Annotated in this window: 25 protein-coding genes; 16 read left to right on the forward strand and 9 right to left on the reverse strand. The window is 50.2% G+C overall.

Annotated elements, in window-relative coordinates:
- Positions 1–10: 10 nt before the first annotated feature.
- The 3 genes from LG384_RS09780 to xthA form a co-directional block, all read right to left on the reverse strand.
- Positions 11–718: a TVP38/TMEM64 family protein gene (locus tag LG384_RS09780; RefSeq protein ID WP_370637141.1), complete on the reverse strand. Its 708-nt coding sequence runs from the start codon at positions 716–718 to the stop codon at positions 11–13.
- Complete coding sequence (locus LG384_RS09785; protein WP_225761292.1) at positions 718–1,389, reverse strand: TVP38/TMEM64 family protein; 672 nt, start codon at positions 1,387–1,389, stop codon at positions 718–720. The genes LG384_RS09780 and LG384_RS09785 overlap by 1 nt, the downstream gene beginning before the upstream one ends.
- Before the next feature lie 210 nt (positions 1,390–1,599).
- On the reverse strand, positions 1,600–2,406 hold the full coding sequence (xthA, locus tag LG384_RS09790; RefSeq protein ID WP_045442034.1) for an exodeoxyribonuclease III: 807 nt from the start codon (positions 2,404–2,406) through the stop codon (positions 1,600–1,602).
- Positions 2,407–2,850: 444 nt separating this feature from the next.
- On the opposite strand from xthA, the gene LG384_RS09795 reads away from it, so the two are divergent.
- The 7 genes from LG384_RS09795 (at position 2,851) to ves (ending at position 10,644) form a co-directional block, all read left to right on the forward strand.
- The gene (locus LG384_RS09795) at positions 2,851–4,071 is read left to right on the forward strand and encodes an aspartate aminotransferase family protein (RefSeq protein WP_225760830.1); all 1,221 of its coding nucleotides are present in this window, start codon (positions 2,851–2,853) and stop codon (positions 4,069–4,071) included.
- Positions 4,068–5,102, forward strand: coding sequence for an arginine N-succinyltransferase (gene astA, locus LG384_RS09800; RefSeq protein ID WP_045442043.1), 1,035 nt, complete (start codon positions 4,068–4,070; stop codon positions 5,100–5,102). Before LG384_RS09795 ends, astA begins: the two co-directional genes overlap by 4 nt.
- Complete coding sequence (gene astD / locus LG384_RS09805) at positions 5,099–6,577, forward strand: succinylglutamate-semialdehyde dehydrogenase (RefSeq protein ID WP_225760831.1); 1,479 nt, start codon at positions 5,099–5,101, stop codon at positions 6,575–6,577. Before astA ends, astD begins: the two co-directional genes overlap by 4 nt.
- Positions 6,574–7,905, forward strand: a complete 1,332-nt coding sequence (gene astB, locus LG384_RS09810) for an N-succinylarginine dihydrolase (RefSeq protein WP_048221604.1) — start codon at positions 6,574–6,576, stop codon at positions 7,903–7,905. Before astD ends, astB begins: the two co-directional genes overlap by 4 nt.
- A gap of 3 nt (positions 7,906–7,908) precedes the next feature.
- Positions 7,909–8,874 (forward strand): succinylglutamate desuccinylase, encoded by a 966-nt coding sequence (gene astE, locus LG384_RS09815; RefSeq protein WP_225760832.1) that lies wholly within the window; start codon positions 7,909–7,911, stop codon positions 8,872–8,874.
- Between the two features lie 366 nt (positions 8,875–9,240).
- The gene (spy, locus tag LG384_RS09820; RefSeq protein ID WP_136345519.1) at positions 9,241–9,726 is read left to right on the forward strand and encodes an ATP-independent periplasmic protein-refolding chaperone Spy; all 486 of its coding nucleotides are present in this window, start codon (positions 9,241–9,243) and stop codon (positions 9,724–9,726) included.
- 342 nt (positions 9,727–10,068) lie between these two features.
- A complete protein-coding gene (gene ves, locus LG384_RS09825; protein ID WP_045442055.1) occupies positions 10,069–10,644 on the forward strand; it encodes an environmental stress-induced protein Ves in 576 nt (191 codons plus the stop codon).
- Here the strand turns inward: ves and cho are convergent.
- Both cho and nadE read right to left on the reverse strand, forming a co-directional pair.
- Positions 10,604–11,491, reverse strand: a complete 888-nt coding sequence (gene cho, locus LG384_RS09830) for an excinuclease Cho (RefSeq protein ID WP_225760833.1) — start codon at positions 11,489–11,491, stop codon at positions 10,604–10,606. The two genes, ves and cho, sit on opposite strands and share 41 nt — an antisense overlap.
- A gap of 139 nt (positions 11,492–11,630) precedes the next feature.
- On the reverse strand, positions 11,631–12,461 hold the full coding sequence (nadE, locus tag LG384_RS09835) for an ammonia-dependent NAD(+) synthetase (RefSeq protein WP_048221600.1): 831 nt from the start codon (positions 12,459–12,461) through the stop codon (positions 11,631–11,633).
- 336 nt (positions 12,462–12,797) lie between these two features.
- Here nadE and osmE point away from each other — a divergent pair, with 336 nt between their 5' ends.
- From osmE to cedA, 8 genes are all read left to right on the forward strand, one after another.
- Positions 12,798–13,139, forward strand: a complete 342-nt coding sequence (gene osmE, locus LG384_RS09840) for an osmotically-inducible lipoprotein OsmE (RefSeq protein WP_045442064.1) — start codon at positions 12,798–12,800, stop codon at positions 13,137–13,139.
- Positions 13,140–13,437: 298 nt separating this feature from the next.
- Positions 13,438–13,758, forward strand: coding sequence for a PTS N,N'-diacetylchitobiose transporter subunit IIB (chbB, locus tag LG384_RS09845; RefSeq protein ID WP_003832547.1), 321 nt, complete (start codon positions 13,438–13,440; stop codon positions 13,756–13,758).
- A gap of 86 nt (positions 13,759–13,844) precedes the next feature.
- On the forward strand, positions 13,845–15,203 hold the full coding sequence (gene chbC / locus LG384_RS09850; protein WP_045442068.1) for a PTS N,N'-diacetylchitobiose transporter subunit IIC: 1,359 nt from the start codon (positions 13,845–13,847) through the stop codon (positions 15,201–15,203).
- 54 nt (positions 15,204–15,257) lie between these two features.
- Complete coding sequence (chbA, locus tag LG384_RS09855) at positions 15,258–15,605, forward strand: PTS N,N'-diacetylchitobiose transporter subunit IIA (RefSeq protein WP_045442078.1); 348 nt, start codon at positions 15,258–15,260, stop codon at positions 15,603–15,605.
- 10 nt (positions 15,606–15,615) lie between these two features.
- Positions 15,616–16,458, forward strand: a complete 843-nt coding sequence (chbR, locus tag LG384_RS09860; RefSeq protein ID WP_225760834.1) for a transcriptional regulator ChbR — start codon at positions 15,616–15,618, stop codon at positions 16,456–16,458.
- 122 nt (positions 16,459–16,580) lie between these two features.
- Positions 16,581–17,936: a 6-phospho-beta-glucosidase gene (locus tag LG384_RS09865; protein ID WP_045442082.1), complete on the forward strand. Its 1,356-nt coding sequence runs from the start codon at positions 16,581–16,583 to the stop codon at positions 17,934–17,936.
- A gap of 12 nt (positions 17,937–17,948) precedes the next feature.
- Positions 17,949–18,707, forward strand: coding sequence for a chitin disaccharide deacetylase (gene chbG, locus LG384_RS09870; RefSeq protein WP_045442084.1), 759 nt, complete (start codon positions 17,949–17,951; stop codon positions 18,705–18,707).
- A 166-nt stretch (positions 18,708–18,873) separates the two neighbouring features.
- Entirely contained in the window at positions 18,874–19,137 is a 264-nt protein-coding gene (cedA, locus tag LG384_RS09875; protein ID WP_225760835.1) for a cell division activator CedA, read from the forward strand.
- 64 nt (positions 19,138–19,201) lie between these two features.
- Here cedA and tcyP read toward each other — a convergent pair whose 3' ends face one another.
- From tcyP to hxpB, 3 genes are all read right to left on the reverse strand, one after another.
- The gene (tcyP, locus tag LG384_RS09880) at positions 19,202–20,593 is read right to left on the reverse strand and encodes a cystine/sulfocysteine:cation symporter (protein ID WP_045442098.1); all 1,392 of its coding nucleotides are present in this window, start codon (positions 20,591–20,593) and stop codon (positions 19,202–19,204) included.
- Positions 20,594–20,728: 135 nt separating this feature from the next.
- Positions 20,729–21,328 carry a metal-dependent hydrolase gene (locus LG384_RS09885; RefSeq protein ID WP_136345517.1) on the reverse strand — a complete coding sequence of 200 codons (600 nt, stop codon included), beginning with the start codon at positions 21,326–21,328 and terminating at the stop codon, positions 20,729–20,731.
- Positions 21,329–21,473: 145 nt separating this feature from the next.
- Entirely contained in the window at positions 21,474–22,142 is a 669-nt protein-coding gene (hxpB, locus tag LG384_RS09890) for a hexitol phosphatase HxpB (protein WP_045442101.1), read from the reverse strand.
- A 169-nt stretch (positions 22,143–22,311) separates the two neighbouring features.
- Between hxpB and LG384_RS09895 the strand changes: the two genes are divergently transcribed.
- The gene (locus LG384_RS09895; protein WP_045442103.1) at positions 22,312–22,848 is read left to right on the forward strand and encodes a YniB family protein; all 537 of its coding nucleotides are present in this window, start codon (positions 22,312–22,314) and stop codon (positions 22,846–22,848) included.
- Between the two features lie 75 nt (positions 22,849–22,923).
- Here LG384_RS09895 and LG384_RS09900 read toward each other — a convergent pair whose 3' ends face one another.
- Positions 22,924–23,784 (reverse strand): fructosamine kinase family protein, encoded by an 861-nt coding sequence (locus LG384_RS09900; RefSeq protein WP_225760836.1) that lies wholly within the window; start codon positions 23,782–23,784, stop codon positions 22,924–22,926.
- Positions 23,785–24,054 lie beyond the last annotated feature (270 nt).

Below are 24,054 nucleotides of genomic sequence, written 5' to 3' on the forward strand. Positions count from 1 at the left end.
AATGCAGGCTTCAGGACTGTTTCCTCTGCCGCTCAAGATAGAGGCTTCGCGCGACCGGGATAACCACGGTCAGCGCAAAAAGCACAAACAGCCCGGTAACAAACCAAAATGCGCCTCCGGTTAACAGGCTCCCGGCCCATGAATAGACGATGGTAGCGGGCAACTGACCAATGCCAGTGGCGAGGAAAAAGTGGCGAAAGCGGATCGATGTCAGGCCTGCGGCATAGCTTATCGGGTCAAAAGGGACGAAAGGCAGGAGGCGGCACACGAGAATAGTATGTTTGCCGTAACGCTCAAAAAAGGCATCCATATTTTTCAGCACCGTTTTTCCGGTCAATTTTTCCACCGCACTACGGCCTAAAATACGGGCAATAAAAAAGCATAACGTCGCACCCGCCATGGCACTGGTCCAGGACAGTACGCCTCCCCAGAATGCGCCGAACAGTGATGCGTTCGCAAATGTGATCAGGAAGGCCGGAAGCGGGGCGATAATTGCCTGCAAGATCATCAAAAAGAAGGAAACTACTGCTGCCTGAGTACCCCAGGAACGAATGAAATTCTCAAGCGCATGCTGATCAACCGTGGCAAATGCCGCCAGGCTTTGTCGGAGAAAGTCGCTTACGGCAGGTATCCATACCCACGCCATCAGCGCCAACAGCAGCAGTATAATCAGCCCGATCCGGCAAAACTTTATGAGGTACGCTTTATTTCGCTTCATCATTTACCTGTTTGCTCACGATGGGCAGAGGGATCGACACGTTTACACCGGGCCCAGGCTTTTGCCGCCTGTACCAGGGCGAATAATGCAATGCCTGCCCCACTGAGTTTAATGATAAATGCCAGGGTGATGCCTTCCTGGGCAAGCTCGTGCGACATCAGGGTATAGATAAAGATACCGGGCAAGGTGGTAACTGCTGAAGTAAAAGTAAACGACCAGAAAGAGATTGCGGTCAACCCGTAAGCATAATTTTGAATATTATATGGAAATAGCGGAACGAGCCGGGTGAGGATCAAAAAGTCAATCCCACTATGGGCAATGCCTTTTTCGATTGCCTGAAAGGTGGTGGTATGACCGGCATATTTCAGCAGCAGGTCGCGGCCAAGCCAGCGGGCCAGTAGAAACGACAACGCCGAGGCTACGGTGGCCGCTACCAGGGAAATAAGGGTGCCAACCAGTGGGCCAAAGAGGATCCCGCCGACGATCACCAGAATACTGCCGGGGATCAAACATAGCGCCGCCACGATAAAAAGCAGGATATATAACGTGTAGCCAAAGATACCGCTCTGACGGATGGCGTCTTGTAGATGATGGAAATTAGTTATCAGGTCAGTCAGACCGTAATAATGGACAGCTCCCGTCAGAACGCAGAATAATGCGGCGACAATCAGTAGCCTGTATTCTGCCTTATGCGAACTTCTTTTTCATAGGGGCACTCCTGTAAACCATGTGCGATGACGCGTTTTCGCAAGCGAAAAGTGGGCGGAAGATATAATAAATTCCCGGACGTAACAATGTATTACCGTTATTTTATTGATTTTGCTCAGGATATATCCGCTCTCCAGAGCGGCGATGCTCTGGAGAAAACGCGATGGTATGGATTACACGCGGAATTTTGCCCACACCGGTGCGTGGTCGGATGGTTTTTCCATGCTGCGGATCTCATAGTCGATCCCGGTTTCTTCGCAGCGCTCTGCCAGCGGAGTGCTTGCCAGCAGCAGGTCGATACGCAGGCCACGGTTGTCGTCGAAGCCTTTTGAACGGTAATCAAACCACGAATACTGGTCGTTTGTTTCCGGATGAGCATGACGGAAGGTGTCCACCAACCCCCAACCCAGCAGGCGCTCCATCCATTCACGCTCTTCCGGCAGGAAAGAGCATTTTCCGGTACGCAGCCAGCGCTTGCGGTTCTCTTCACCGATGCCGATATCAAGATCGGTTGGGCTGATATTCATGTCTCCCATGATCAGCACTGGATTGTCGCGCTTCAGTTCGGTATCCAGATAGTTTTGCAGGTTTTGATAGAACGCTGCTTTGGCCGGGAATTTGGTTTCATGGTCACGGCTTTCACCCTGAGGGAAATAGCCGTTGATGACGGTGATGTTACCCAGAGATGAAGGAATTTCCGCCATGATAATACGGCGCTGGGCTTCTTCGTCATCGTTCGGGAAGCCACGACGTACAGACACCGGGGTTTCTTTCGTCAGTAACGCTACGCCGTAATGCCCTTTCTGACCGTGATAGAAAACGTTGTAACCCAGCTTTGCTACCTCTTCGAGAGGGAACATATCATCATGAACTTTTGTCTCCTGCAGGCCAATAACATCGGGTTGGTGTTTTTCGACAATAGCTGCCAGTTGATGAGGACGGGCGCGCAGGCCGTTGATATTAAAAGAGACAAATTTCATAGTCGCTGCCACTTTGCAAGGTGAATAGTGCAAGGATGGTAGCAGAATTTCTGCTGGCTGACTGCCACTTGTCACCTGATTCCAACAATGACTGCTAAAGGTGTTAACGATGGGGCAAAAACTGCACTGTTTTGGCGCGGAGTGCGTCAGAATAGAGCAATAATTTCCGATAAATTTCGTATATGATCACAATTCCAGAATTATATTTGGTAACTGAATAATATTTCGCTTTTTCCTCTGTTTAGTCGCCCAGTGCGCAAACATATTCACTTTATATGCACGTACAGTGAATATCGCTGGGTTATAACCTATTGATATTCCGTTCCCTCACTCCGTTTATGCATTTTTTTCGCTGGCTGGCACGAACCCTGCAATCTACATTTACAGCGCAAACACTATATTATTTAACATATAAATAACTTTTTATTTACCGTTGAGGTCGCTATGTCTCTGTCAGTTACGCGTGAAAATTTTGATGAATGGATGATGCCCGTATACGCTCCGGCGCCTTTTATTCCGGTTCGTGGTGAAGGCTCGCGTCTGTGGGATCAGCAGGGTAAAGAGTATATCGATTTCGCGGGAGGCATTGCGGTTAATGCGCTGGGGCACGCACATCCGGCGTTACGTGAAGCATTAAACGATCAGGCGAGTAAATTCTGGCATACCGGAAATGGCTATACCAACGAGCCGGTACTGCGGTTGGCGAAACAACTGATTGATGCAACTTTTGCCGAGCGCGTTTTCTTTTGTAACTCTGGTGCGGAAGCTAACGAGGCCGCACTAAAACTGGCGCGTAAATATGCTCACGATCGTTTCGGTAGCCAGAAAAGTGGCATCGTGGCCTTTAAAAATGCTTTCCACGGTCGCACGCTGTTTACCGTAAGCGCCGGGGGGCAGCCAGCCTATTCGCAGGATTTTGCACCGTTGCCGCCGGATATCCGCCATGCCGTGTATAACGATCTGGATTCTGCCAGCCAGTTGATTAATGACGCAACCTGCGCGGTTATCGTGGAACCAGTCCAGGGCGAGGGTGGCGTGATACCGGCAACGAAAGCATTTTTACAGGGGCTGCGTGAATTATGCGATCGACACAATGCGCTGCTTATTTTCGATGAAGTGCAGACCGGAGTCGGTCGTACTGGCGAGCTGTATGCCTATATGCATTACGGCGTGACGCCGGATCTGCTGACGACGGCCAAAGCGTTGGGCGGTGGTTTTCCTGTTGGCGCGTTATTGACGACTGAGCAATGCGCCAGTGTGATGACGGTGGGCACACACGGTACCACTTACGGCGGAAATCCGCTGGCCTCTGCGGTGGCCGGGAAAGTGCTGGAAATTGTTAACACACAGGAAGTATTGAACGGCGTCAAACAGCGTCACGACTGGTTTGTGGAGCGTATCAACGCCATTAACGAACGTTTTGGATTATTTAGTGAAATTCGTGGACTTGGCCTGTTAATCGGCTGCGTACTGAATGAAGAGTTTACCGGGAAAGCCAAACTGATCTCGCAAGAAGCCGCCAGTGCAGGGGTGATGGTGCTGATTGCTGGTGGGAACGTAGTGCGTTTTGCGCCAGCGTTGAACGTCAGCGAAGAAGAAGTTGCCACCGGACTGGATCGCTTTGCACTGGCCTGTGAACGCATTACAGCAGGAGGTTCATCATGATGGTGATCCGTCCCATTGAACGCGCAGATATTACGGCGTTAATGCAACTTGCCAGTAAGACCGGCGGCGGATTGACGTCGCTTCCGGCGAATGAAGCCACTCTTATGGCGAGAATTGAACGTTCGCTGCAAACCTGGCAGGGCAAGTTGCCGAAAAGCGAGCAGGGGTATGTTTTTGTGCTCGAAGACAGCGCCACAGGTACGGTAGCAGGAATTTGCGCAATCGAAGTGGCGGTTGGACTTAATGATCCCTGGTATAACTATCGGGTGGGTACCCTGGTGCATGCCTCGAAAGAGCTGAACGTTTATAACGCGCTGCCGACGCTGTTTCTCAGTAACGATCATACGGGAAGCAGTGAGCTGTGTACCCTGTTCCTCGATCCGGACTGGCGAAAAGAAGGCAACGGCTATTTACTGTCGAAATCGCGTTTTATGTTTATGGCCGCGTTCCGTGACCGGTTTAACGAAAAAGTAGTGGCAGAAATGCGCGGAGTGATCGATGAACACGGTTACTCCCCGTTCTGGCAAAGCCTTGGGAAGCGCTTTTTCTCAATGGAGTTCAGCAGGGCTGATTTTCTGTGTGGAACAGGGCAAAAAGCATTTATTGCTGAATTGATGCCCAAGCATCCTATTTATACCCATTTCTTGTCGGACGAAGCGCAAAGCGTGATTGGCGAAGTGCATCCGCAAACCGCACCTGCCCGCGCGGTGCTGGAGAAGGAAGGGTTTCGCTATCGTAACTATATTGACATTTTCGACGGTGGGCCGACGCTGGAATGCGATATCGACCGGGTTCGGGCTATTCGCAAAAGCAGGTTGGTGGAGGTTGTTGAAGGACAACCGGCACCAGGCGAATATCCGGCCTGCCTGGTTGCCAATGAAAACTATCACAACTTCCGCGTCATGCTGGTTCGCGCCGATCCGCATACTCAGCGCCTGGTGTTAACGGCGGCGCAGTTGGATGCCCTGAAGTGCCACGCGGGCGACAAGGTCCGTTTAGTTCGTCTTTGTGCAGAGGAGAAAACAGCATGACATTATGGATAAATGGCGACTGGGTAACGGGTCTGGGTGAACGTCGGGTGAAAGCCAATCCGGTGAGTGGCGATACCCTGTGGCAAGGAAATGATGCTGATGCCTCGCAGGTGGCCCAGGCATGTCATGCAGCGCGTGCAGCTTTCCCTGGTTGGGCAAAACAGCCTTTTGCCGCACGTCAGGCGGTGGTAGAGAAATTCGCAGCCTTGCTGGAGAGCAATAAAACAGAACTCACAGCGATTATTGCACAGGAAACCAGCAAACCACGTTGGGAGGCCGCGACAGAATTGACGGCGATGATCAATAAAATCGCTATCTCCGTAAAGGCCTATCATGTACGTACCGGTGAGCAACATAATGAGTTGCCAGATGGTGCTGCGACGTTGCGTCACCGTCCCCACGGCGTGCTGGCGGTTTTTGGTCCGTATAACTTCCCCGGTCATTTGCCCAACGGTCATATTGTTCCGGCTCTGCTGGCGGGTAATACACTGATTTTCAAACCCAGTGAACTGACCCCGTGGACCGGTGAGGCAGTAGTAAAATTGTGGGAGCAGGCAGGATTACCGCCAGGCGTGCTGAATCTGGTGCAGGGCGGGCGCGAAACGGGGCAGGCGTTGAGTGCGCTGGAAGACCTTGACGGCCTGCTGTTTACCGGTAGCGCCAATACGGGCTATCAGTTGCATCGCCAGTTATCCGGGCAGCCGGAAAAAATCCTCGCGCTGGAGATGGGGGGCAACAACCCGCTGATTATTGAAAATCCGGAAGATATTGATGCGGCAGTGCATCTGACTATTCAGTCGGCGTTTGTCACCGCCGGGCAACGTTGCACCTGCGCTCGTCGGCTGCTGGTAAAAAAAGGGGCGCAGGGGGATGCATTTCTGGCGCGCCTGGTTGAAGTCAGTCAGCGTCTGGTTCCGGGAGACTGGGATGACGAGCCGCAACCCTTTATCGGCGGGCTTATTTCCCAACAAGCGGCACAGCACGTATATGATGCCTGGCAACGTCTTGAAGCCCTTGGCGGTCGCACTTTGCTGGCTCCACGGCGAGTGCAAGTGGGTACCTCCCTGCTTGCACCGGGGATAATCGAACTGACCGATGTGGCAAACGTGCCGGATGAGGAAGTCTTCGGTCCGCTGCTCGGCGTGTGGCGTTACGACAACTTCGACGACGCCATTCATCTGGCCAACAATACCCGATTTGGTCTGTCGTGTGGGCTGGTGTCGCCGGATCGCGTTCAGTTTGATCAGCTCCTGCTGGAAGCGCGGGCTGGAATTGTCAACTGGAATAAACCCTTGACCGGTGCGGCAAGCACTGCGCCATTTGGTGGGGTAGGCGCATCCGGGAACCATCGCGCCAGTGCCTGGTATGCCGCAGATTATTGCGCCTGGCCGATGGCAAGTCTGGAGTCACCGCTATTAACGCTGCCTGCAGCCCTTAGTCCGGGACTGGATTTTTCACGCGAGGGTAAAATATGAAAGCGCGTGAGGTCAATTTCGACGGGCTGGTAGGGCTGACGCATCACTATGCTGGGTTGTCATTTGGCAATGAGGCTTCGACGCAACACCGTTTTCAGGTGTCGAATCCCCGTCTGGCGGCAAAGCAGGGTCTGTTAAAGATGAAAGCGCTGGCGGATGCGGGATTTCCTCAGGCGGTGATCCCTCCCCATGAACGTCCGTTTATTCCGGCGCTGCGCCAGCTTGGGTTCAGCGGCAGCGACGAGCAGGTGCTGGAAAAGGTGGCGCGCCAGGCGCCTCACTGGCTCTCCAGCGTCAGCTCAGCATCGCCAATGTGGGTGGCGAATGCGGCAACGGTTTGTCCTTCTGCTGATTCGCTGGATGGGAAAGTGCATCTGACGGTTGCCAACCTGAATAATAAATTCCACCGTTCGCTGGAAGCACCGACCACTGAGTCGCTGTTGCGGGCGATTTTCCGCGATGAGAAAACCTTTTCGGTTCACGGTGCGCTGCCGCAGGTCGCGTTGCTGGGCGATGAAGGGGCGGCGAACCATAACCGTCTCGGTGGTGACTACGGCGGGCCTGGTGTACAGCTGTTTGTTTATGGCCGCGAAGAGGGAAATGCAACGCAACCGAAGCGCTATCCGGCGCGGCAATCCCGCGAGGCCAGCGAAGCCGTGGCGCGGTTGAATCAGGTTAACCCGCATCAGCTAATTTTTGCCCAACAAAACCCGGATGTCATCGATCTCGGAGTCTTCCATAACGATGTTATTGCGGTGTCGAATCGTCAGGTGTTGTTTTGCCATGAGCTGGCGTTTGCCAGACAGCAAGCGTTGTTGAGTCAGCTACGTACACAGGTGGCTGGATTTACTGCGCTGGAAGTGCCCTCAGCGGAAGTTTCAGTGCAGGATGCGGTAGCGACATACCTGTTTAACAGCCAGTTGTTGAGTTGTGATGATGGCTCGATGATGCTGATTTTACCGCAGGAGTGCCGGGAACATGCTGGCGTATGGCGTTATCTGCACCATGTGCTGGAAGGTGATAACCCGATCAACGATCTGCGGGTATTTGATCTGCGGGAAAGTATGTCTAACGGCGGTGGTCCTGCTTGTCTGCGTCTACGGGTAGTATTAACCCCACAAGAGCTACAAGCTGTTAATCCGGCGGTTATCATGAATGATACGTTATTCAATACGCTGAATAACTGGGTCGACCGTTACTACCGGGATCGTCTGACCGCCGCTGATCTCGCCGACCCGCAACTGCTGCGTGAAGGCCGCGAAGCGCTGGATTCGCTGACACAATTACTGAACCTCGGTTCTGTTTACCCCTTCCAGCAGGAGCTGTGAGCTATGGAAAATTTTCTTGCCCTGACGCTCGCGGGTACTGCGCCGGATGCTATCCAGGGTAAAGCACATGGTTTTAACTGGCAGTGGCGCGGACATGGCATTCTGGAACTTACGCCTCTTGCTCCGGTTGAACGTTCGCTGGTGCTTTCCGGTGGTATACATGGCAATGAAACTGCACCGGTAGAAATGCTTGATGTGTTGTTGTCAGGATTGTTTAGCGGCAAGCTGACTTTAACCTGGCGAATGTTGGTGATACTGGGTAATCCGCAGGCGCTGACTGCGGGTAAGCGCTATTGTCATAGCGATCTGAATCGCATGTTTGGCGGTCGATGGCAGATATTTGCCGCAAGTGGTGAAACGCTGCGAGCCCGTGAGCTGGAGCTGTGTCTGGAGGATTTTTATTCACGTGCAACAGAGACGGTGCGTTGGCATCTGGATCTCCATACCGCTATTCGTGGTTCACATCATCTGCGCTTCGGTGTATTGCCGCAGCGCAACGTGCCGTGGGACGAAGGGTTTCTGTCCTGGTTGGGGGATGCGGGGCTGGAGGCGCTGGTTTTCCATCAGGCGCCGGGCGGAACGTTCACTCACTTTAGCGGAGAGCATTTTGGTGCGCTGGCTTGTACGCTGGAACTGGGTAAAGCATTGCCGTTTGGACAAAACGATCTGACTCAATTTGCGCAGACAGCAGATGCGCTGGCCTGTTTGCTGAAGGGGGAATGTAGTGGTGCAGAGGACACATTCCCGGTGCGCTATCGCGTGGTGTCGCAAATTACACGGCGTAGCGACGATTTTATTTTGCATATGGATAACCAGACGCTGAACTTTACGCCATTCAGGGAGGGGACGTTGCTGGCACAGGATGGCGATGAGCGTTTTATTGTCACCCACGATGTTGAATATGTTCTCTTTCCAAACCCCAATGTGGCTTGTGGCTTACGTGCCGGGTTGATGCTGGAAAGGTTGTGACTGAAATATTTGCCCCAGGAACCAGATAATCAGGTAACTGGGGTAAGCCAGAGCAGCTACAAAAATATAATTTGGAAGATAAAGGATATATTACAGATTATTCCTGGTAAGTTGCTTTCTTAATAATCAGAGTTCAGGTATAGTTCTTCATAATCCTTTCAAAATCATCTTGTTGTAATTTTTTATTTCAACTCTCCGCAATTTATTCTTTTTTTCTTCATAATTGATGAAAGTTTGTTTTTTACACTTTCATTGTTTTACCGTTGCTCTGATTAATTGACGCTAAAGCCGGTAAAGTTAGTCTCGTCAACACGACATCACATTGCATGAGTGTCGTAAGAATAACTGAAAGGAAGGACAGAAATTATGCGTAAACTGACTGCTTTGTTTGTTGCCTCTACCCTGGCGCTGGGCGCCGCGAACCTGGCACATGCTGCTGATACCACAACTGCTGCACCGGCAACTGCCAAACCTATGATGCACCACAACGGTAAGTTTGGCCCACATCACGACATGATGTTTAAAGACCTCAATCTGACCGATGCACAGAAACAACAGATCCGCGACATTATGAAAGGTCAGCGCGATCAGATGAAACGTCCGCCGCTGGAAGAACGCCGTGCAATGCACGATATCATCGCCAGCGATAGCTTCGATAAAGCGAAAGCTGAAGCGCAAATTGCGAAGATGGAAGAACAGCGTAAAGCCAACATGCTGGCGCACATGGAAACCCAGAACAAGATCTACAACATTCTGACGCCGGAACAGAAAAAACAGTTTAATGCCAATTTTGAGAAGCGTCTGACAGAACGTGAAGCGCAGAAAGGTAAAATGCCAAAGGCTGCTGAGTAATCGATCAGCGTCTACACTAAATCATTCGCGTTGTGTCTGATACGGCGCGAATAAAAACTCAAGACCGCCGGTCTTGTCCACAACACGTTTAACGAGGTGGGCAGGATCGGCGGTTTTTTCTTTACTGCCTATTGCACCTCGCAACCGACACGCTATTCTCCTGAAGCCCGCGAAAATTCTACCTGGATCAGCGCGTTAATCTTTTTTGCAAAACGCCAGGTTCATCGCTAAGGCAAATCAACTCTGCTGCCGATAACAACAATGTGCAGGGTGAATGATAACTACGATGATTAGGGTGCCTGTGTGCGGCATACTGGCGTACTGCGCCTTTCTGGAGAGATGATGGAATACTTTGATATCCGCAAAATGCCGGTCAATCTTTGGCGTAATGGTGCGGGAGAAACGCGTGAGATTTGTTGTTTTCCGCCTGCAACACGTGATTTCCACTGGCGGGCGAGTATTGCCTCTATTGCCGCGAACGGCGAATTTTCACTTTTCCCTGGGGTCGAACGCGTGATTACGCTGCTGGAAGGGGGGGAAGTCACTCTGGAAGGCGTGAATGCTTTCACGCATACGCTCAAGCAGCATCAACCGTTTACCTTCGCGGGGGACAGGGTGGTAAAAGCCAGGCTGACAGAGGGACAGATGTCGATGGATTTCAATATCATGACGCGTCGTGATGTCTGTCAGGCGAAAGTCAGAGTTGCTGATCGTACTTTTACAACCTTTGGTTCGCGTGGCGGCGTGGTGTTTGTGATTAGCGGAGCCTGGCAACTGGGAGATAAATTGCTGACAGTTGACCAGGGCGCATGCTGGCACGATGGCAAGCACACGTTGCGACTACTAAAAGCGGAAGGGAAGCTGTTATTTAGTGAGATTAACTGGATGCCGGGGCATTCTCCGGATCCAGTTCAATAATTTCATATTGCCCTGACATGACCGGCCGGCAGAGGATTTTATAACCATCATGATCAAAGCCGGCAGGCATGCGTGCCAGCGTTGTGGCCTCATCCAGTGTTGACACAGCGCCGAGCCACAGCCAGTTATTGATGATGTGGTACTGCGTCAGTTCCGCCGTGCTCTCTTTCAGTGCAATTGCACTTTTCCACGGCCAGCAGATTACGCGTAGTCTTTCCAGCGCTTCCTGTAGTCGCAACTGATGCGCCTCGGGACTCTCCTTTCCGCAACATGCTCCGGCGCAGCGTTTAAGCGCTGAACGGAAGCAGGCTCGTCCGCGACTCAGCGGTTCCAGCCCGAGTAAACCGTAGCAAAGCTTCTGTTCATCAGCGAGGCTTTGCAGCGCCTGTAGCGCGGCGCGGCGATGAGCAAACAGGCCGAACAGATGGGGCGTTTGTGAGAAATCAACTTCGCGTGCATAGACAACTTGAACAGTTCGGTCGGTTAATTGCAGGGAACAGAGCTGGCGCGTACGCCGCAGTCGTTTGTTAAACAGGGGTTGTTGCTCTTTGATCAGCCGGGCTTCCAGCAGGAGCGCGCCGATTTCCCCGGCTGTACAAATCCAGGTAATACATCGGGACTGGCGCAACATTGCCGCTTCGTCTGCTGTACGCAGATGCGATAACACCCGGCTGCGAATATTCACACTTTTGCCGATATAAAGCGGCATCGTATCGCTATCGCTGTGAAACAGATAAACGCCAGGTGCCGCTGGCAGCTCGCGCAGAAACGGGCGCAAGTGCTCGGGGTATTCATAGATTGCTGCTGGTTCAAACGAAAGACGAGGTGCTGATTGACGCCGTACCACTTTTGACTCCGGATGCTGGTTATTCATCCAGTGTAACAAAAGTGTTTCGCTCAAAAAAGAGGCTGGGATGATGTTTCCAGTTCTTGTGCCGGACAGGACATAAATTGTCGCTATCCGGCATCATGCTGGAAGAAGTGAGTTACGGCTTTTTCCAGAAGTCGTCAAACACCGTAATTGGTGGGCGACGTTTATGCTCTGTTTTCACATACCAGCCTTCGATTTTATTTGCCACCGCGGCATCCAGTGTTTTCCCTTCCAGGTAATCATCGATGTTGTCGTACGTCACGCCTAATGCGGCTTCATCAGGCAGAGAAGGACGATCGTCCTCGAGATCGGCGGTTGGTGCTTTCTGATAGAGATGCTCAGGGCAACCCAGCGCGGCAAGAAGCTGTTTCCCCTGACGCTTATTGAGGCGGAAAATAGGGTTAATGTCGGTGCCGCCATCGCCATATTTGGTGAAGAATCCGGTGATAGCTTCTGCCGCGTGATCGGTACCAACGACAACACCGCTGGTCATCCCGGCGATACTGTACTGTGCCTTCATACGCTCACGGGCTTTCTCATTACCTCGCACAAAATCACTTAGTTCGATACCCGCTTCACGTAATGCTTGCTCACTGGCAAGTACCGCGCCCTTTATATTAACGGTTAACACGCGATCCGGCTGGATGAATGCTATCGCATCCTGGCAGTCCTGTTCATCGGCCTGAACGCCGTAAGGCAGACGAACGGCAATAAACTGCAGTGCGTCGTTGCCGGTTTCTTCACGCAGTTCAGAAATCGCCATTTGGCATAATTTTCCGGCCAGGGTTGAGTCCTGGCCACCGCTAATCCCTAACACCAGTGATTTCAGAAAGGGGTAGGTTTGCAGGTACGATTTCAGAAAATCCACGCTGCGGCGAATTTCCTCTTCTGCATTAATGTGCGGTTTGGCGCCAAGCGCCTGGATTATCTCTTGCTGCAGAGTCATTTAACCCCCTCCGAAAAATAAAATGATCAAAAATAATGATGTGTTAAAGCTAACGCGTTGACGCCCAAACGACAAGGGATGCGGCCGGATATAACATCATTTTGTTTTAATAGAATTTTCCGAAAGGGCTTAAGTATCAACTGTCAGCTTGAAAAATGAGTTGTTGTGCTCCAGGCTTATATAACACGCTGAAATATACGGCATCATTCAAATCGTCTCTTTGCTGGCTGCCTTTGCTCACCTCAGTCACTTACTGATGTAAGCTCCTGAAGATTTGCTCAGTTGCCGCTTCGATGTATTTTGAATGATATTGTGTACCAACAAGAGGAAGAAAAAATGAACAAGAATCTAACAGGAATTCTGGGTGCAGCGGCGGTAATGACTATGCTGGCAGGTTGTACGGCCTACGACCGTACGAAAGACCAATTTGTCCAGCCCGTGGTGAAAGATGTGAAGAAAGGGATGAGCCGGGCGCAGGTTGCGCAGATTGCTGGTAAGCCTTCATCTGAAGTGAGCATGATTCATGCGCGTGGAACTTGTCAGACTTACATCCTGGGTCAACGAGATGGTAAAGCTGAGACCTATTTTGTTGCATTGGATGATACTGGACACGTGATTAATTCTGGCTATCAGACATGTGCAGAGTACGACACAGACCCACAGGCGGCGAAGAAGTAACAACTGTATATTGCCTGTGCGTTCTGGAGAACCGGCCATCGCGCCGGTTTTTTTGTCTCTAGCGATCTTAATTATTGTCGCGAATTATTTGCCCGAAATGTGAGGGGTGTCATAACGACAGGTCAAGGAGAAGCAATTTTGTTGGTCAAGGAAATACCATCCTCCAGTGCAATCCCGTATACTCATTTCAGCCACCTAAAAAAGTAATTTAGCTGACGCAAGTTACCCAGAGCATGGATGCAGGTTATGGCTTGCGGACTGTCTGGTTGACAGATAATCGCATATGAGGATCGTTTTTATGGAAAAGAAACACATTTATCTGTTTTGTTCTGCGGGCATGTCGACTTCCTTGCTAGTATCGAAAATGCGCGCGCAGGCTGAAAAATACGAAGTACCGGTTATTATTGAAGCGTTTCCTGAAACGCTGGCCGGAGAAAAAGGTCCCGTGGCCGATGTCGTTTTATTAGGCCCACAAATTGCTTATATGTTACCCGAAATTCAGCGTTTGTTACCAAACAAGCCTGTAGAAGTGATTGACTCGCTGTTGTATGGCAAAGTCGATGGTTTAGGCGTGCTTAAAGCTGCTGTTGCAGCAATTAAAAAAGCCGCAGCAAATTAATTATTTTATTTTAATTTTCCCGTCAAAGAGTTATTTCATTAACATTCACCGCAATTTTTTATTGCGGTATTTAAGGGTATTTTTCTATGAGTAACGCTATTGCTTCACTTGAAAAGGTACTCCTTCCTTTTGCTGTAAAAATTGGAAAGCAGCCACACGTTAATGCAATCAAAAACGGTTTTATTCGTTTAATGCCGTTAACCCTCGCAGGGGCCATGTTTGTATTAATAAATAACGTTTTCCTGAGCTTTGGGGAGGGGTCCTTTTTTTATTCAATGGGCATTCGGCTTGATGCTTCTACTATTGAGAGTCTCAATAGTTTAAAAGGCATTGGTGGAAACGTCTATAACGGTACGCTGGGTATTATGTCATTGATGGCGCCATTCTTTATAGGTATGGCGCTAGCGGAAGAACGCAAAGTCGATTCACTGGCGGCCGGATTGTTATCTGTTGCAGCATTTATGACCGTAACTCCATATAGCGTGGGCGAAGCCTATGCCGTTGGTGCAAACTGGTTGGGTGGTGCGAATATTATATCCGGTATTATTATCGGTTTGGTTGTCGCGGAAATGTTTACCTTTGTTGTCCGTCGTAATTGGGTGATTAAATTACCTGATAGCGTGCCGACATCCGTTTCGCGCTCATTCTCTGCATTGATACCGGGCTTTCTTATCCTCTCCGTTATGGGGATTATTGCCTGGGCGTTGACGACTTTCGGCACGAACTTCCACCAGATCATCATGGACTCAATTTCTACTCCGCTGGCATCACTGGGCAGCGTGGTGGGCTGGGCCTACGTGATTTTTGTCCCGCTGCTGTGGTTCTTTGGTATTCACGGTTCACTGGCGCTGACTGCGTTGGATAGCGGTATCATGACGCCATGGGCGCTGGAAAACATCGCGATTTACCAGCAGTTTGGTTCTGTCGACGCTGCACTGGAAGCCGGTAAAACGTTCCATGTCTGGGCAAAACCAATGCTTGACTCCTATATTTTCCTTGGGGGTAGCGGAGCAACGCTGGGTCTGATTATTGCTATCTTCCTGGCATCCCGCCGTCCGGACTATCGTCAGGTGGCAAAACTGGCACTGCCGTCAGGCATCTTCCAGATTAACGAGCCTATCCTGTTCGGCCTGCCAATTATCATGAACCCGGTGATGTTTATCCCGTTCATTCTGGTTCAACCAATTCTGGCAGCGATTATGTTGGCCGCCTATTACACAGGCATTATTCCACCGGTTACCAATATTGCACCGTGGACCATGCCAACCGGGTTGGGTGCTTTCTTCAACACTAACGGCAGCGTCGCCGCGTTGTTAGTCGCACTGTTCAACCTTGGGATTGCAACGCTGGTGTATCTGCCTTTCGTGGTTGTTGCCAACAAAGCGCAGAACGTTATTGACCAGGAAGAAAGCGAAGAAGATATTGCTAACGCATTGAAATTCTAAATTTAATCCGGCATGTCTACCCGGGCATGCCGGACTGAACCAGAGGAAAAGAGTATGTTGGATATCGAAAACATCGTAGGTACGCCGTCAGAGGCTGAAGAGCTGGAAGAAGTGGTAATGGGACTTATCATCAATTCAGGTCAGGCCCGTAGTCTGGCATATGGTGCGCTCAAAATGGCCAAGCAGGGGGATTTTGAGTCGGCGAAGACGATGATGGAACAGTCTCGCATGGCGCTTAACGAGGCGCATCTCGTACAAACGAAACTGATTGAAGGCGATCAGGGTGAAGGTAAAATGAAGGTCAGCCTGGTTCTGGTTCACGCGCAAGATCATCTGATGACGTCAATGCTGGCGCGCGAACTGATTACAGAACTGATTGAGCTTCACGAGAAGCTGAAATAGTGAGGAGTGCATGATGCAACTACAGATTAACGCACCGGAAATCAAGACCGTCTATGAGCAGCAGCTTTTTAATGGCAAAAATTTCCATGTGTTTATCTATAACAAAACTGAGAGTATCAGTGGACTGCATCAGCACGATTACTACGAATTTACCCTGGTATTAACCGGGCGTTATTATCAGGAAATCAACGGGAAGCGCGTACTGCTCGAACGTGGAGATTTTGTTTTTATCCCTCTGGGATCGCATCACCAAAGTTTCTATGATTTCGGCGCGACACGGATCCTTAACGTCGGTATTAGTAAACGTTTTTTCGAACAGCATTATCATCCTTTATTACCGTTTTGTTTTGTTGCTTCACAGGTGTATCGGGCTAATAACTCATTTCTCACCTACATTGAAACGGTTATTGCATCGTTGAATTTTCGCGAGAGTGGTCTGGATGAATTTGTAGAAGTGGTCACCTTCTATATTATTAATCGGTTACGGCATCATCGTGAAGAGCAAGTGCTGGATGATATTCCACAATGGCTTAAAACCACCGTGGAGACTATGCATGACAAAAGGCAGTTTAGTGAAAACGCGCTGGAAAACATGGTTCGCCTGTCCGCAAAGTCTCAGGAGTATCTGACCCGCGCTACCCAGCGTTTTTACAGTAAAACACCTATGCAGATTATTAATGAAATCCGCATTAACTTTGCTAAGAAACAGCTGGAGATGACTAACTACTCGGTAACCGATATTGCATATGAGTCTGGTTACAGCAGTCCTAGCCTGTTTATTAAAACGTTTAAAAAAATGACGTCGTTTACACCTAATAGCTATCGAAAGAAATTAACTGAATTTAATCAGTAAATAATATTCATCAATTACTAATTTTAACGCTTGCCCTAAATAATGCCGGGACTGCCGCGTTATTCCTGACGAACGGGCAGGGCGTAATACACGTCAGTGTTTTTACACTGAAGGGAGAAATTATGAATCAGAAATTAAAAGTCGTCACTATTGGTGGCGGAAGTAGCTACACCCCTGAGTTACTTGAAGGCTTTATTAAGCGTTATCATGAATTGCCGGTTTCTGAACTGTGGCTGGTGGATGTCGATGGTGGAAAAGAGAAGCTGGATATTATTTTTGATCTGTGCCAGCGAATGATCGACAAAGCTGGCGTGCCGATGAAGCTGTATAAAACGCTGGATCGCCGTGAAGCCCTGAAAGACGCTGATTTTGTCACAACACAGCTGCGAGTTGGTCAGTTGAAAGCGCGCGAAAAGGATGAGCGAATTCCGTTAAGTCATGGTTATCTGGGACAGGAAACTAACGGTGCTGGCGGCCTGTTTAAAGGTTTACGTACTATTCCGGTCATTTTTGACATCGTGAAGGATGTGGAGGAACTGTGTCCGAACGCATGGGTGATTAACTTTACTAACCCGGCCGGGATGGTGACTGAAGCGGTTTATCGCCACACTAATTTCAAGAAATTTATTGGCGTGTGTAATATTCCCATCGGCATGAAAATGTTTATCAGCGATGTGCTGGCGCTGAAAGAGAGCGATGATTTATCCATCGATCTGTTTGGCCTGAATCATATGGTCTTTATTAAAGACGTACTGGTGAATGGGGAGTCGCGTTTTGATGAACTTCTGGACGGCGTGGCTTCTGGTCAGCTTAAAGCCTCTTCGGTGAAGAACATTTTCGATTTGCCGTTTAGCGAAGGACTGATTCGCTCACTGAAACTCTTACCTTGCTCTTACTTGCTGTATTACTTCAAGCCAAAAGAGATGCTGGCGATTGAAATGGGTGAATACTATAAGGGCGGTGCACGTGCTCAGGTGGTGCAGAAAGTTGAGAAACAGCTGTTTGAACTCTACAAAAACCCTGAGCTGAATGTTAAGCCGAAGGAGCTTGAGCAGCGCGGTGGGGCCTATTACTCCGATGCGGCTTGCGAAGTGATTAACGCCATCTACAACGACAAACAGACCGAGCACTATGTCAACATCCCTCATCATGGCCATGTCGATAATATTCCCGCAGACTGGGCGGTTGAAATGACCTGTACGTTGGGACGTAACGGTGCGACACCGCACCCGAGAATTACCCATTTTGACGAGAAAGTCCTCGGCCTTATCTATACCATTAAAGGCTTTGAAGTGGCGGCGAGTCAGGCGGCGCTGAGTGGTGAGATTAATGATGTGCTGTTGGCGCTAAACCTTAGTCCATTAGTACATTCTGACCATGATGCCGAGATTCTGGCTCGGGAATTAATTCTCGCACACGAGAAATGGCTGCCTAACTTTGCCGGTTGTATCGAGAAACTCAAAAGCGAACAACATTAATCGAGGTTGGCTATGGAACGCGTACTGATTGTTAATGCTGATGATTTTGGCCTGAGTAAAGGACAAAACTACGGCATTGTGGAAGCCTGTCGCAATGGTGTTGTGACCTCGACAACGGCGCTGGTCAATGGCGAAGCGATTAACCACGCGGAGCAGCTCAGCCGCGATTTACCCGAACTGGCTGTGGGAATGCACTTTGTTCTGACGCTGGGAAAACCGTTGACGCTTATGCCGGGGTTGACTCGTGACGGGCTTTTGGGGAAATGGATCTGGCAGATGGCTGAGGAAGATACTTTGCCGCTGGATGAAATTTCACAAGAGCTGACCGCTCAGTATCAGCGTTTTATTAACCTGTTTGGGCGGGAGCCGACGCATCTGGATAGTCACCACCATGTGCATATGTTCCCGCAGATCTTCCCAATCGTAGCTAATTTCGCTGCGCAACGGGGCATTGCGCTGCGTATTGATCGCCAGACGGTGATTCAGGCGTCTGACATCCCGGTAACGTTGCGTACCACCCAGGGGTTCAGCAGCGAGTTTTATGGCGAAACTATCTCTGAGGCGCTGTTTTTACAGGCTCTGGATGCATCTGCTGAAAGAGGGGAGTCTTCGCTGGAAGTGATGTGTCATCCGGCCTTTATCGATAATATTATTCGGCAAAGCGCCTATTGTTACCCCCGTTTAACTGAACTCGATGTGCTGACGTCTTCGTCATTGAAATATGCTATTGCGGAGCGCGGTTATCGTCTTGGCAGTTTTCTGAACGTGTAATTCCTGAGTTTGCGGCGCTGAGATGCGCCGCACTTTTTTTGTCTATCATTCCAGCCTCAGCAGCCTGCCCGTAGTCCTCGATTTGCCATTATTTTAGCGAGCAAACTGTTTTTACAACGCCCGATAAGAAAATCAGCTAAGATAGCGCTTTTCAGTTTTTTAGAATTTGTCTTTAGTGAAGCAACTGATTATGAAACCTCTTCGCCAACAAAATCGTCCGGTTATCAGCTATGTTCCGCGTGTGGAGCCTGCACCACCTGAACATGCGATCAAAATGGATGCGTTTCGTGACGTATGGATACTGCGCGGGAAATATGTCGCTTTTGTCTTAATGGGGGAGGCGTTTCAACGGTCGCCTGCGTTTACAGTGCCGGAGTCGGCACAACGCTGGGCGAACCAGGTTCGCCAGGAAAATGAACTGATCGATTAACCGGACATAAAAAAACCGCCGGAGCATTACTCTCCGGCGGTTTTTTACATTTCAGGAATCAGGGTTAGCGGTGTGCCAGTTCGGCATTATCGTCGTTATCCAGAATCGTTTTATCGGTTTGCTTCAGCCATTGGCTGGTGAGCGTACCGGCGGTCATGGAACCGCTGACGTTCAACGCGGTACGGCCCATATCGATCAGTGGTTCAACGGAGATCAGCAGAGCGACCAGTGTCACCGGCAGGCCCATCGCAGGCAGCACTATCAGCGCGGCAAAGGTTGCGCCACCGCCCACACCAGCCACACCTGCGGAGCTGACGGTGACGATACCTACCAGCGTCGCAATCCACATTGGATCCAGCGGATTAATACCGACAGTCGGTGCAACCATCACGGCCAGCATGGCAGGATACAGGCCGGCACAACCGTTTTGCCCAATCGTTGCGCCAAAAGAAGCCGCAAAGCTGGCAATGGACTCCGGTACACCCAGACGACGAGTTTGTGCTTCAACGTTCAGCGGAATAGACGCGGCGCTGGAACGGCTGGTGAATGCGAAAGTCAGTACAGGCCAGACTTTACGGAAATATTTCAGTGGGCTAACACCGTTAATGCCCAGCAGGATACCGTGAACCACGAACATAATACCCAGGCCGAGATAAGAGGCCACGACAAAGCTACCGAGCTTAATGATGTCCTGCAGGTTTGAACCCGCAACGACTTTAGTCATCAGCGCCAGCACACCGTACGGCGTCAGTTGCATAACCAGACGAACCAGTTTCATCACCCAGCTTTGCAGGGTATCGATAGCGGTTAATACACGTTCGCCTTTCGGGGCATCATCTTTCAGCAGTTTAAGCGCTGCAACACCGAGGAATGCCGCGAAAATAACCACGCTGATAATCGAGGTCGGGTTAGCACCGGTCAGATCAGCAAACGGGTTTTTCGGGATGAACGACAGCACCAGTTGCGGAACGCTGAGGTCAGCGACTTTGCCAGCATAATTGGTTTCAATGGCGTTCAGACGTGCGGTTTCAGCACCGCCCTGCACCAGACCTTCTGCCGTCAGGCCGAACAGGTTGGTGACCAGCACCCCTACCAGAGCAGCTATCAGCGTGGTAAACAATAACGTTCCGATAGTCAGGAAGCTAATTTTACCCAGTTGGGAAGCGTTATGCAGACGTGCAACGGCGCTAAGGATAGAGGCAAACACCAGCGGCATAACAATCATTTGCAGTAGTTGGACATAGCCATTGCCGACAATGTTGAACCATTGTACGGAATCTTTCAGCACCTGGCTGTCAGAGCCGTAGATGGTGTGCAGGGCAAGGCCAAAAACCACGCCCATGACAAGACCAACCAGTACTTTTTTGGCCAGACTCCACTGTTTGTGACGGGTTTGCGCCAGCAGTAACAGCAGTATGGCGAACACGATAATGTTCGCGATTAATGGAAAGTTCATCCCCGTTCTCCTGATCTTTTTATATATATCACCGTGCTACAGTGATTCTGTTGGCGCAAGATTAGCAGAATCTGTGATGTGCCTCTTATATTCAAATGGAATTGTTTATTCCGAAATGACATTTTGGCTGAATTATTAATCAGCCTGGTGTTTTATAAACCGATTAAATTGCATTTGCAGCGTGTTAATCATCTGCGATGACCAACGTACGGCACTATTCTCTGGCATTGTTTGTGGCATCCAGATAGACCATGCGAACAGCGCCATGCATAAAAAACGCTCCAGTTGATTACCTTTTTGCGGCACGAGGATCGGCAAGCGAAAGCGCCAACGGCAAGGCCAGAGCAGGGGAACACCGGCGGGCGTCAACATATCCGCCACAATGTGGCTGAGATAACCAAGTACCATCCCTTGTAACGCATCAGCCGGGATTATCCAGGTATCGGGTACTTTCAGGTAAAATGTTGTCAACAGGGCAAAGACCGCCAGCAGGCTGTGTGTAAATCCACGGTGGCCAAACGCCCGAGCAATTGGTTTTGATATCCATTTCAGACGCTGACCAAGCAGAGATTTAGGATGATCAATATCGGGCAGCAGGCACGTCAAAATTGCTGAAGGAACAATATGCCACCAGTCACCCTGAGCGAGAACGGGCGTCAGCTCGGCATTTTTGGCAAATACCGCACAGGCTATAGAAAAAAGAAGGTGGCCTTCCGCCGTCATGATAAAACCCAATAAACTGTCAATTCATACAGTATAGGGGTTTTATACAGTAGGCGGAAGAGGTGACGTTGTAACCCTTTGTCACAATTATGCTCTCAGCGTGCGCTGGAACACGATCGACAATCTGCGGGCAATGCTGCCATTGCCCGTTGGATGATTACTCGTGCAGATGCACGGCGGTAAGTTCGGTCAGTGATGTCAGTTTGACGTCGGCAAGAACAAATCGCGGATCGTCCTGATTCTCATGCGCCGGTACGACAATGGAGCGCATTCGTGCCGCTCTGGAGGCGATCATGCCGTTTACGGAGTCTTCCAGTGCCACACAAGATAATGGATCAACGCCCAGCTTGGCTGCGCAGTCGAGGTAAACCTGGGGATGCGGTTTGCTGTAGGGCAGTTTTTCAGCAGAGGCCAGCGCATCGAAGCTGTCGCGGAGATCAAACATTGCCAGCACTTTTTCCAGCATGTGCAGCGGTGAGGCAGACGCAAGCCCAACCAGCAGCCCCTGGGATTTACACAGCGCGACAGCTTCACGTACGCCGGGTAACAGAGGCCGGGTCTCTTCAACCAGCGAAATAGCCCGGGTGATGATACGATCCGTGACTTCCTGGCGTGAGGGGCCGTTCCATGGTTGCTGGGCAAACCAGAGATCAACAACCATGTCGATACGCAATCCCAGTGTATCCGGAAGCTCATGGCGGCGAGTGATATCTACGCCTAAACTTGCGATGACATCCAGTTCGGCCTGATCCCAGAGTGGCTCTGAATCGACCAGTAATCCATCCATATCGAAAATTGCAGCAAGAATTTGACGCGGGGTTGACATCACAACCTCTCCTTTGAGAATTAAACAGCGGGATTAAGAGCGTAACTGAACTCGCTCTAAGCGTTCATTATGGCTAATCCTTTATTATATCGCCTTTAAAGATCAGGCGAAAACAGTTATCAACGGGTAAACTTAGGCCAAAATGACACGTCTTAATCAAGGGGAACTCATGACGTATCAACAAGCTGGACGCATTGCTGTCTTGAAAAGGCTGGTGGGGTGGATAATCTTTATCCCGGCGCTGATTTCAACGCTGGTTTCAGTACTGAAGTTTATGTATGCGCACAGTGAAAAACAGGAAGGCATTAACGCCGTAATGCTCGATTTTGCTCACGTTATGATTGACATGATGCGGGTGAATACACCATTTCTTAATGTGTTTTGGTATAACTCGCCGACGCCAGATTTTCAAAGCGGCCTGAACCTCGTTTTCTGGCTGATTTTTATTCTTATCTTTATCGGTCTGGCGTTGCAGGATTCTGGTGCCAGGATGAGCCGCCAGGCGCGATTTCTGCGCGAAGGCGTTGAAGACCAACTGATTCTGGAACAGGCTAAAGGAAGTGAGGGGCTGTCACGTGAGCAAATTGAATCGCGTATTGTCGTACCGCACCATACGATCTTTCTACAAATCTTCCCGCTCTATATTTTGCCGGTGATTGTCATCGTAATCGGCTATTTCTTCTTTTCGTTACTGGGCTTTTTGTAAGTAATGTCTTATCAGGCCTACAGTTCTGGCGTGGGACTGTAGGCCTGATAAGCAGAGTGCCAACAGGCAATTGTTTTAAGCAGCCAGTAACCGTTCCATCGCTTTCTGCGCGACTACAAGATGCTGACCACCGAACAAAATCGCCCGGTTGAGCAGCGTGTACAGCTGGTAGATGGGCTGACGATCCAGAAAATCCAGCGGCAAAGGCGAGACAGACTGATAGCCATCATAAATCTGCGGCGGTTGATCGGTATGTAACGGCAGCATCGCCAGATCGCATTCTCTGTCCCCCCAATAACAGGCGGGATCAAAAATGTAAGGGCCGTTGGGGCCGAGAGCACAGGTTCCTGACCAAAGATCGCCCTGTAGCAGTGAGGGCTGCGGCTGATGTGAGGAGAGTCGCTGTTGAACATGTTCTACAATTGCGTCAATGCTACCAAACGCAATGCCTTTTTCAGCGGCCAGTTCCAGTTGCCAGCCAATACGTTGTTCTGCAAAAAAGGTTGACCAGCGACGTTGCCAGGTATTGGGTTGCGGAGTGGTGGAGAGTGCATTATCGAAGTCGAGACCGAACTGCGGTTGATCGCTCCATTCATGCAGATGTGCCAGCTGTTGTCCCAGAATAAAGGCGTTGTGAGCATCAAGTGGGCGCGGAGGAAGGAAATCCATCACCAGAAAACTGTAGTCCCTGTCTGCACCTACCGCCCAGACTTTTGGAACTGAAACAGTATTACTCCGGGAGAGCAGTTCCAGTTGATCGGCTTCCGCCGTAAAGCCGGATAACAGCTCCCTTTCATCGCATTTGACGAAAAAATCGCGCCCCGCATAGCGTAAATGCCATGCGGCGTGGATCTCTCCGCCAGGCAGTTCATTACGCAGCTCGATTTCGCCTTCACCTAATTGCTCGCTTAAAAGACGACTGATTGCCTGCCACATGATGTCTCTCCCCATGTTGTCTGCCAGATCATAAGGTTAGCGCAATAATGCGGAAAAAAAACACGAACTGACGCACACCCTGAACGCGTCATTACTGGAAAGGCACTTAATGTTTGTCGTTCTTCCACACCTCCCTGAGATAGGGCGACTTTCGGCTTCACGTGATTCACTTCTTTGTAATCACGTGATTTTTTATCATAGACGTATAACACGTATGCTGACAGCTTTGTGGGTAAATCCCCCTTATTTTCTATAAGGGGGAGAGGGCTA

The sequence above is a fragment of the Citrobacter sp. Marseille-Q3906 genome, from assembly GCF_916618775.1.
In the GTDB taxonomy this organism is placed as follows: Bacteria; Pseudomonadota; Gammaproteobacteria; order Enterobacterales; family Enterobacteriaceae; genus Citrobacter; species Citrobacter murliniae.

What these genes read in the sequence shown, in the direction of transcription:
- LG384_RS09900 (WP_225760836.1), bottom strand. Translation starts at nt 23,784, where the DNA reads ATGTGGCAGGCAATCAGTCGTCTTTTAAGCGAGCAATTAGGTGAAGGC.
- astD (WP_225760831.1), top strand. Translation starts at nt 5,099, where the DNA reads ATGACATTATGGATAAATGGCGACTGGGTAACGGGTCTGGGTGAACGT.
- LG384_RS09895 (WP_045442103.1), top strand. Translation starts at nt 22,312, where the DNA reads ATGACGTATCAACAAGCTGGACGCATTGCTGTCTTGAAAAGGCTGGTG.
- chbR (WP_225760834.1), top strand. Translation starts at nt 15,616, where the DNA reads ATGATGCAACTACAGATTAACGCACCGGAAATCAAGACCGTCTATGAG.
- LG384_RS09780 (WP_370637141.1), bottom strand. Translation starts at nt 718, where the DNA reads ATGAAGCGAAATAAAGCGTACCTCATAAAGTTTTGCCGGATCGGGCTG.
- astE (WP_225760832.1), top strand. Translation starts at nt 7,909, where the DNA reads ATGGAAAATTTTCTTGCCCTGACGCTCGCGGGTACTGCGCCGGATGCT.
- osmE (WP_045442064.1), top strand. Translation starts at nt 12,798, where the DNA reads ATGAACAAGAATCTAACAGGAATTCTGGGTGCAGCGGCGGTAATGACT.
- xthA (WP_045442034.1), bottom strand. Translation starts at nt 2,406, where the DNA reads ATGAAATTTGTCTCTTTTAATATCAACGGCCTGCGCGCCCGTCCTCAT.
- LG384_RS09865 (WP_045442082.1), top strand. Translation starts at nt 16,581, where the DNA reads ATGAATCAGAAATTAAAAGTCGTCACTATTGGTGGCGGAAGTAGCTAC.
- astB (WP_048221604.1), top strand. Translation starts at nt 6,574, where the DNA reads ATGAAAGCGCGTGAGGTCAATTTCGACGGGCTGGTAGGGCTGACGCAT.
- ves (WP_045442055.1), top strand. Translation starts at nt 10,069, where the DNA reads ATGGAATACTTTGATATCCGCAAAATGCCGGTCAATCTTTGGCGTAAT.
- chbB (WP_003832547.1), top strand. Translation starts at nt 13,438, where the DNA reads ATGGAAAAGAAACACATTTATCTGTTTTGTTCTGCGGGCATGTCGACT.
- chbA (WP_045442078.1), top strand. Translation starts at nt 15,258, where the DNA reads ATGTTGGATATCGAAAACATCGTAGGTACGCCGTCAGAGGCTGAAGAG.
- chbG (WP_045442084.1), top strand. Translation starts at nt 17,949, where the DNA reads ATGGAACGCGTACTGATTGTTAATGCTGATGATTTTGGCCTGAGTAAA.
- tcyP (WP_045442098.1), bottom strand. Translation starts at nt 20,593, where the DNA reads ATGAACTTTCCATTAATCGCGAACATTATCGTGTTCGCCATACTGCTG.
- hxpB (WP_045442101.1), bottom strand. Translation starts at nt 22,142, where the DNA reads ATGTCAACCCCGCGTCAAATTCTTGCTGCAATTTTCGATATGGATGGA.
- chbC (WP_045442068.1), top strand. Translation starts at nt 13,845, where the DNA reads ATGAGTAACGCTATTGCTTCACTTGAAAAGGTACTCCTTCCTTTTGCT.
- nadE (WP_048221600.1), bottom strand. Translation starts at nt 12,461, where the DNA reads ATGACTCTGCAGCAAGAGATAATCCAGGCGCTTGGCGCCAAACCGCAC.
- astA (WP_045442043.1), top strand. Translation starts at nt 4,068, where the DNA reads ATGATGGTGATCCGTCCCATTGAACGCGCAGATATTACGGCGTTAATG.
- LG384_RS09795 (WP_225760830.1), top strand. Translation starts at nt 2,851, where the DNA reads ATGTCTCTGTCAGTTACGCGTGAAAATTTTGATGAATGGATGATGCCC.
- spy (WP_136345519.1), top strand. Translation starts at nt 9,241, where the DNA reads ATGCGTAAACTGACTGCTTTGTTTGTTGCCTCTACCCTGGCGCTGGGC.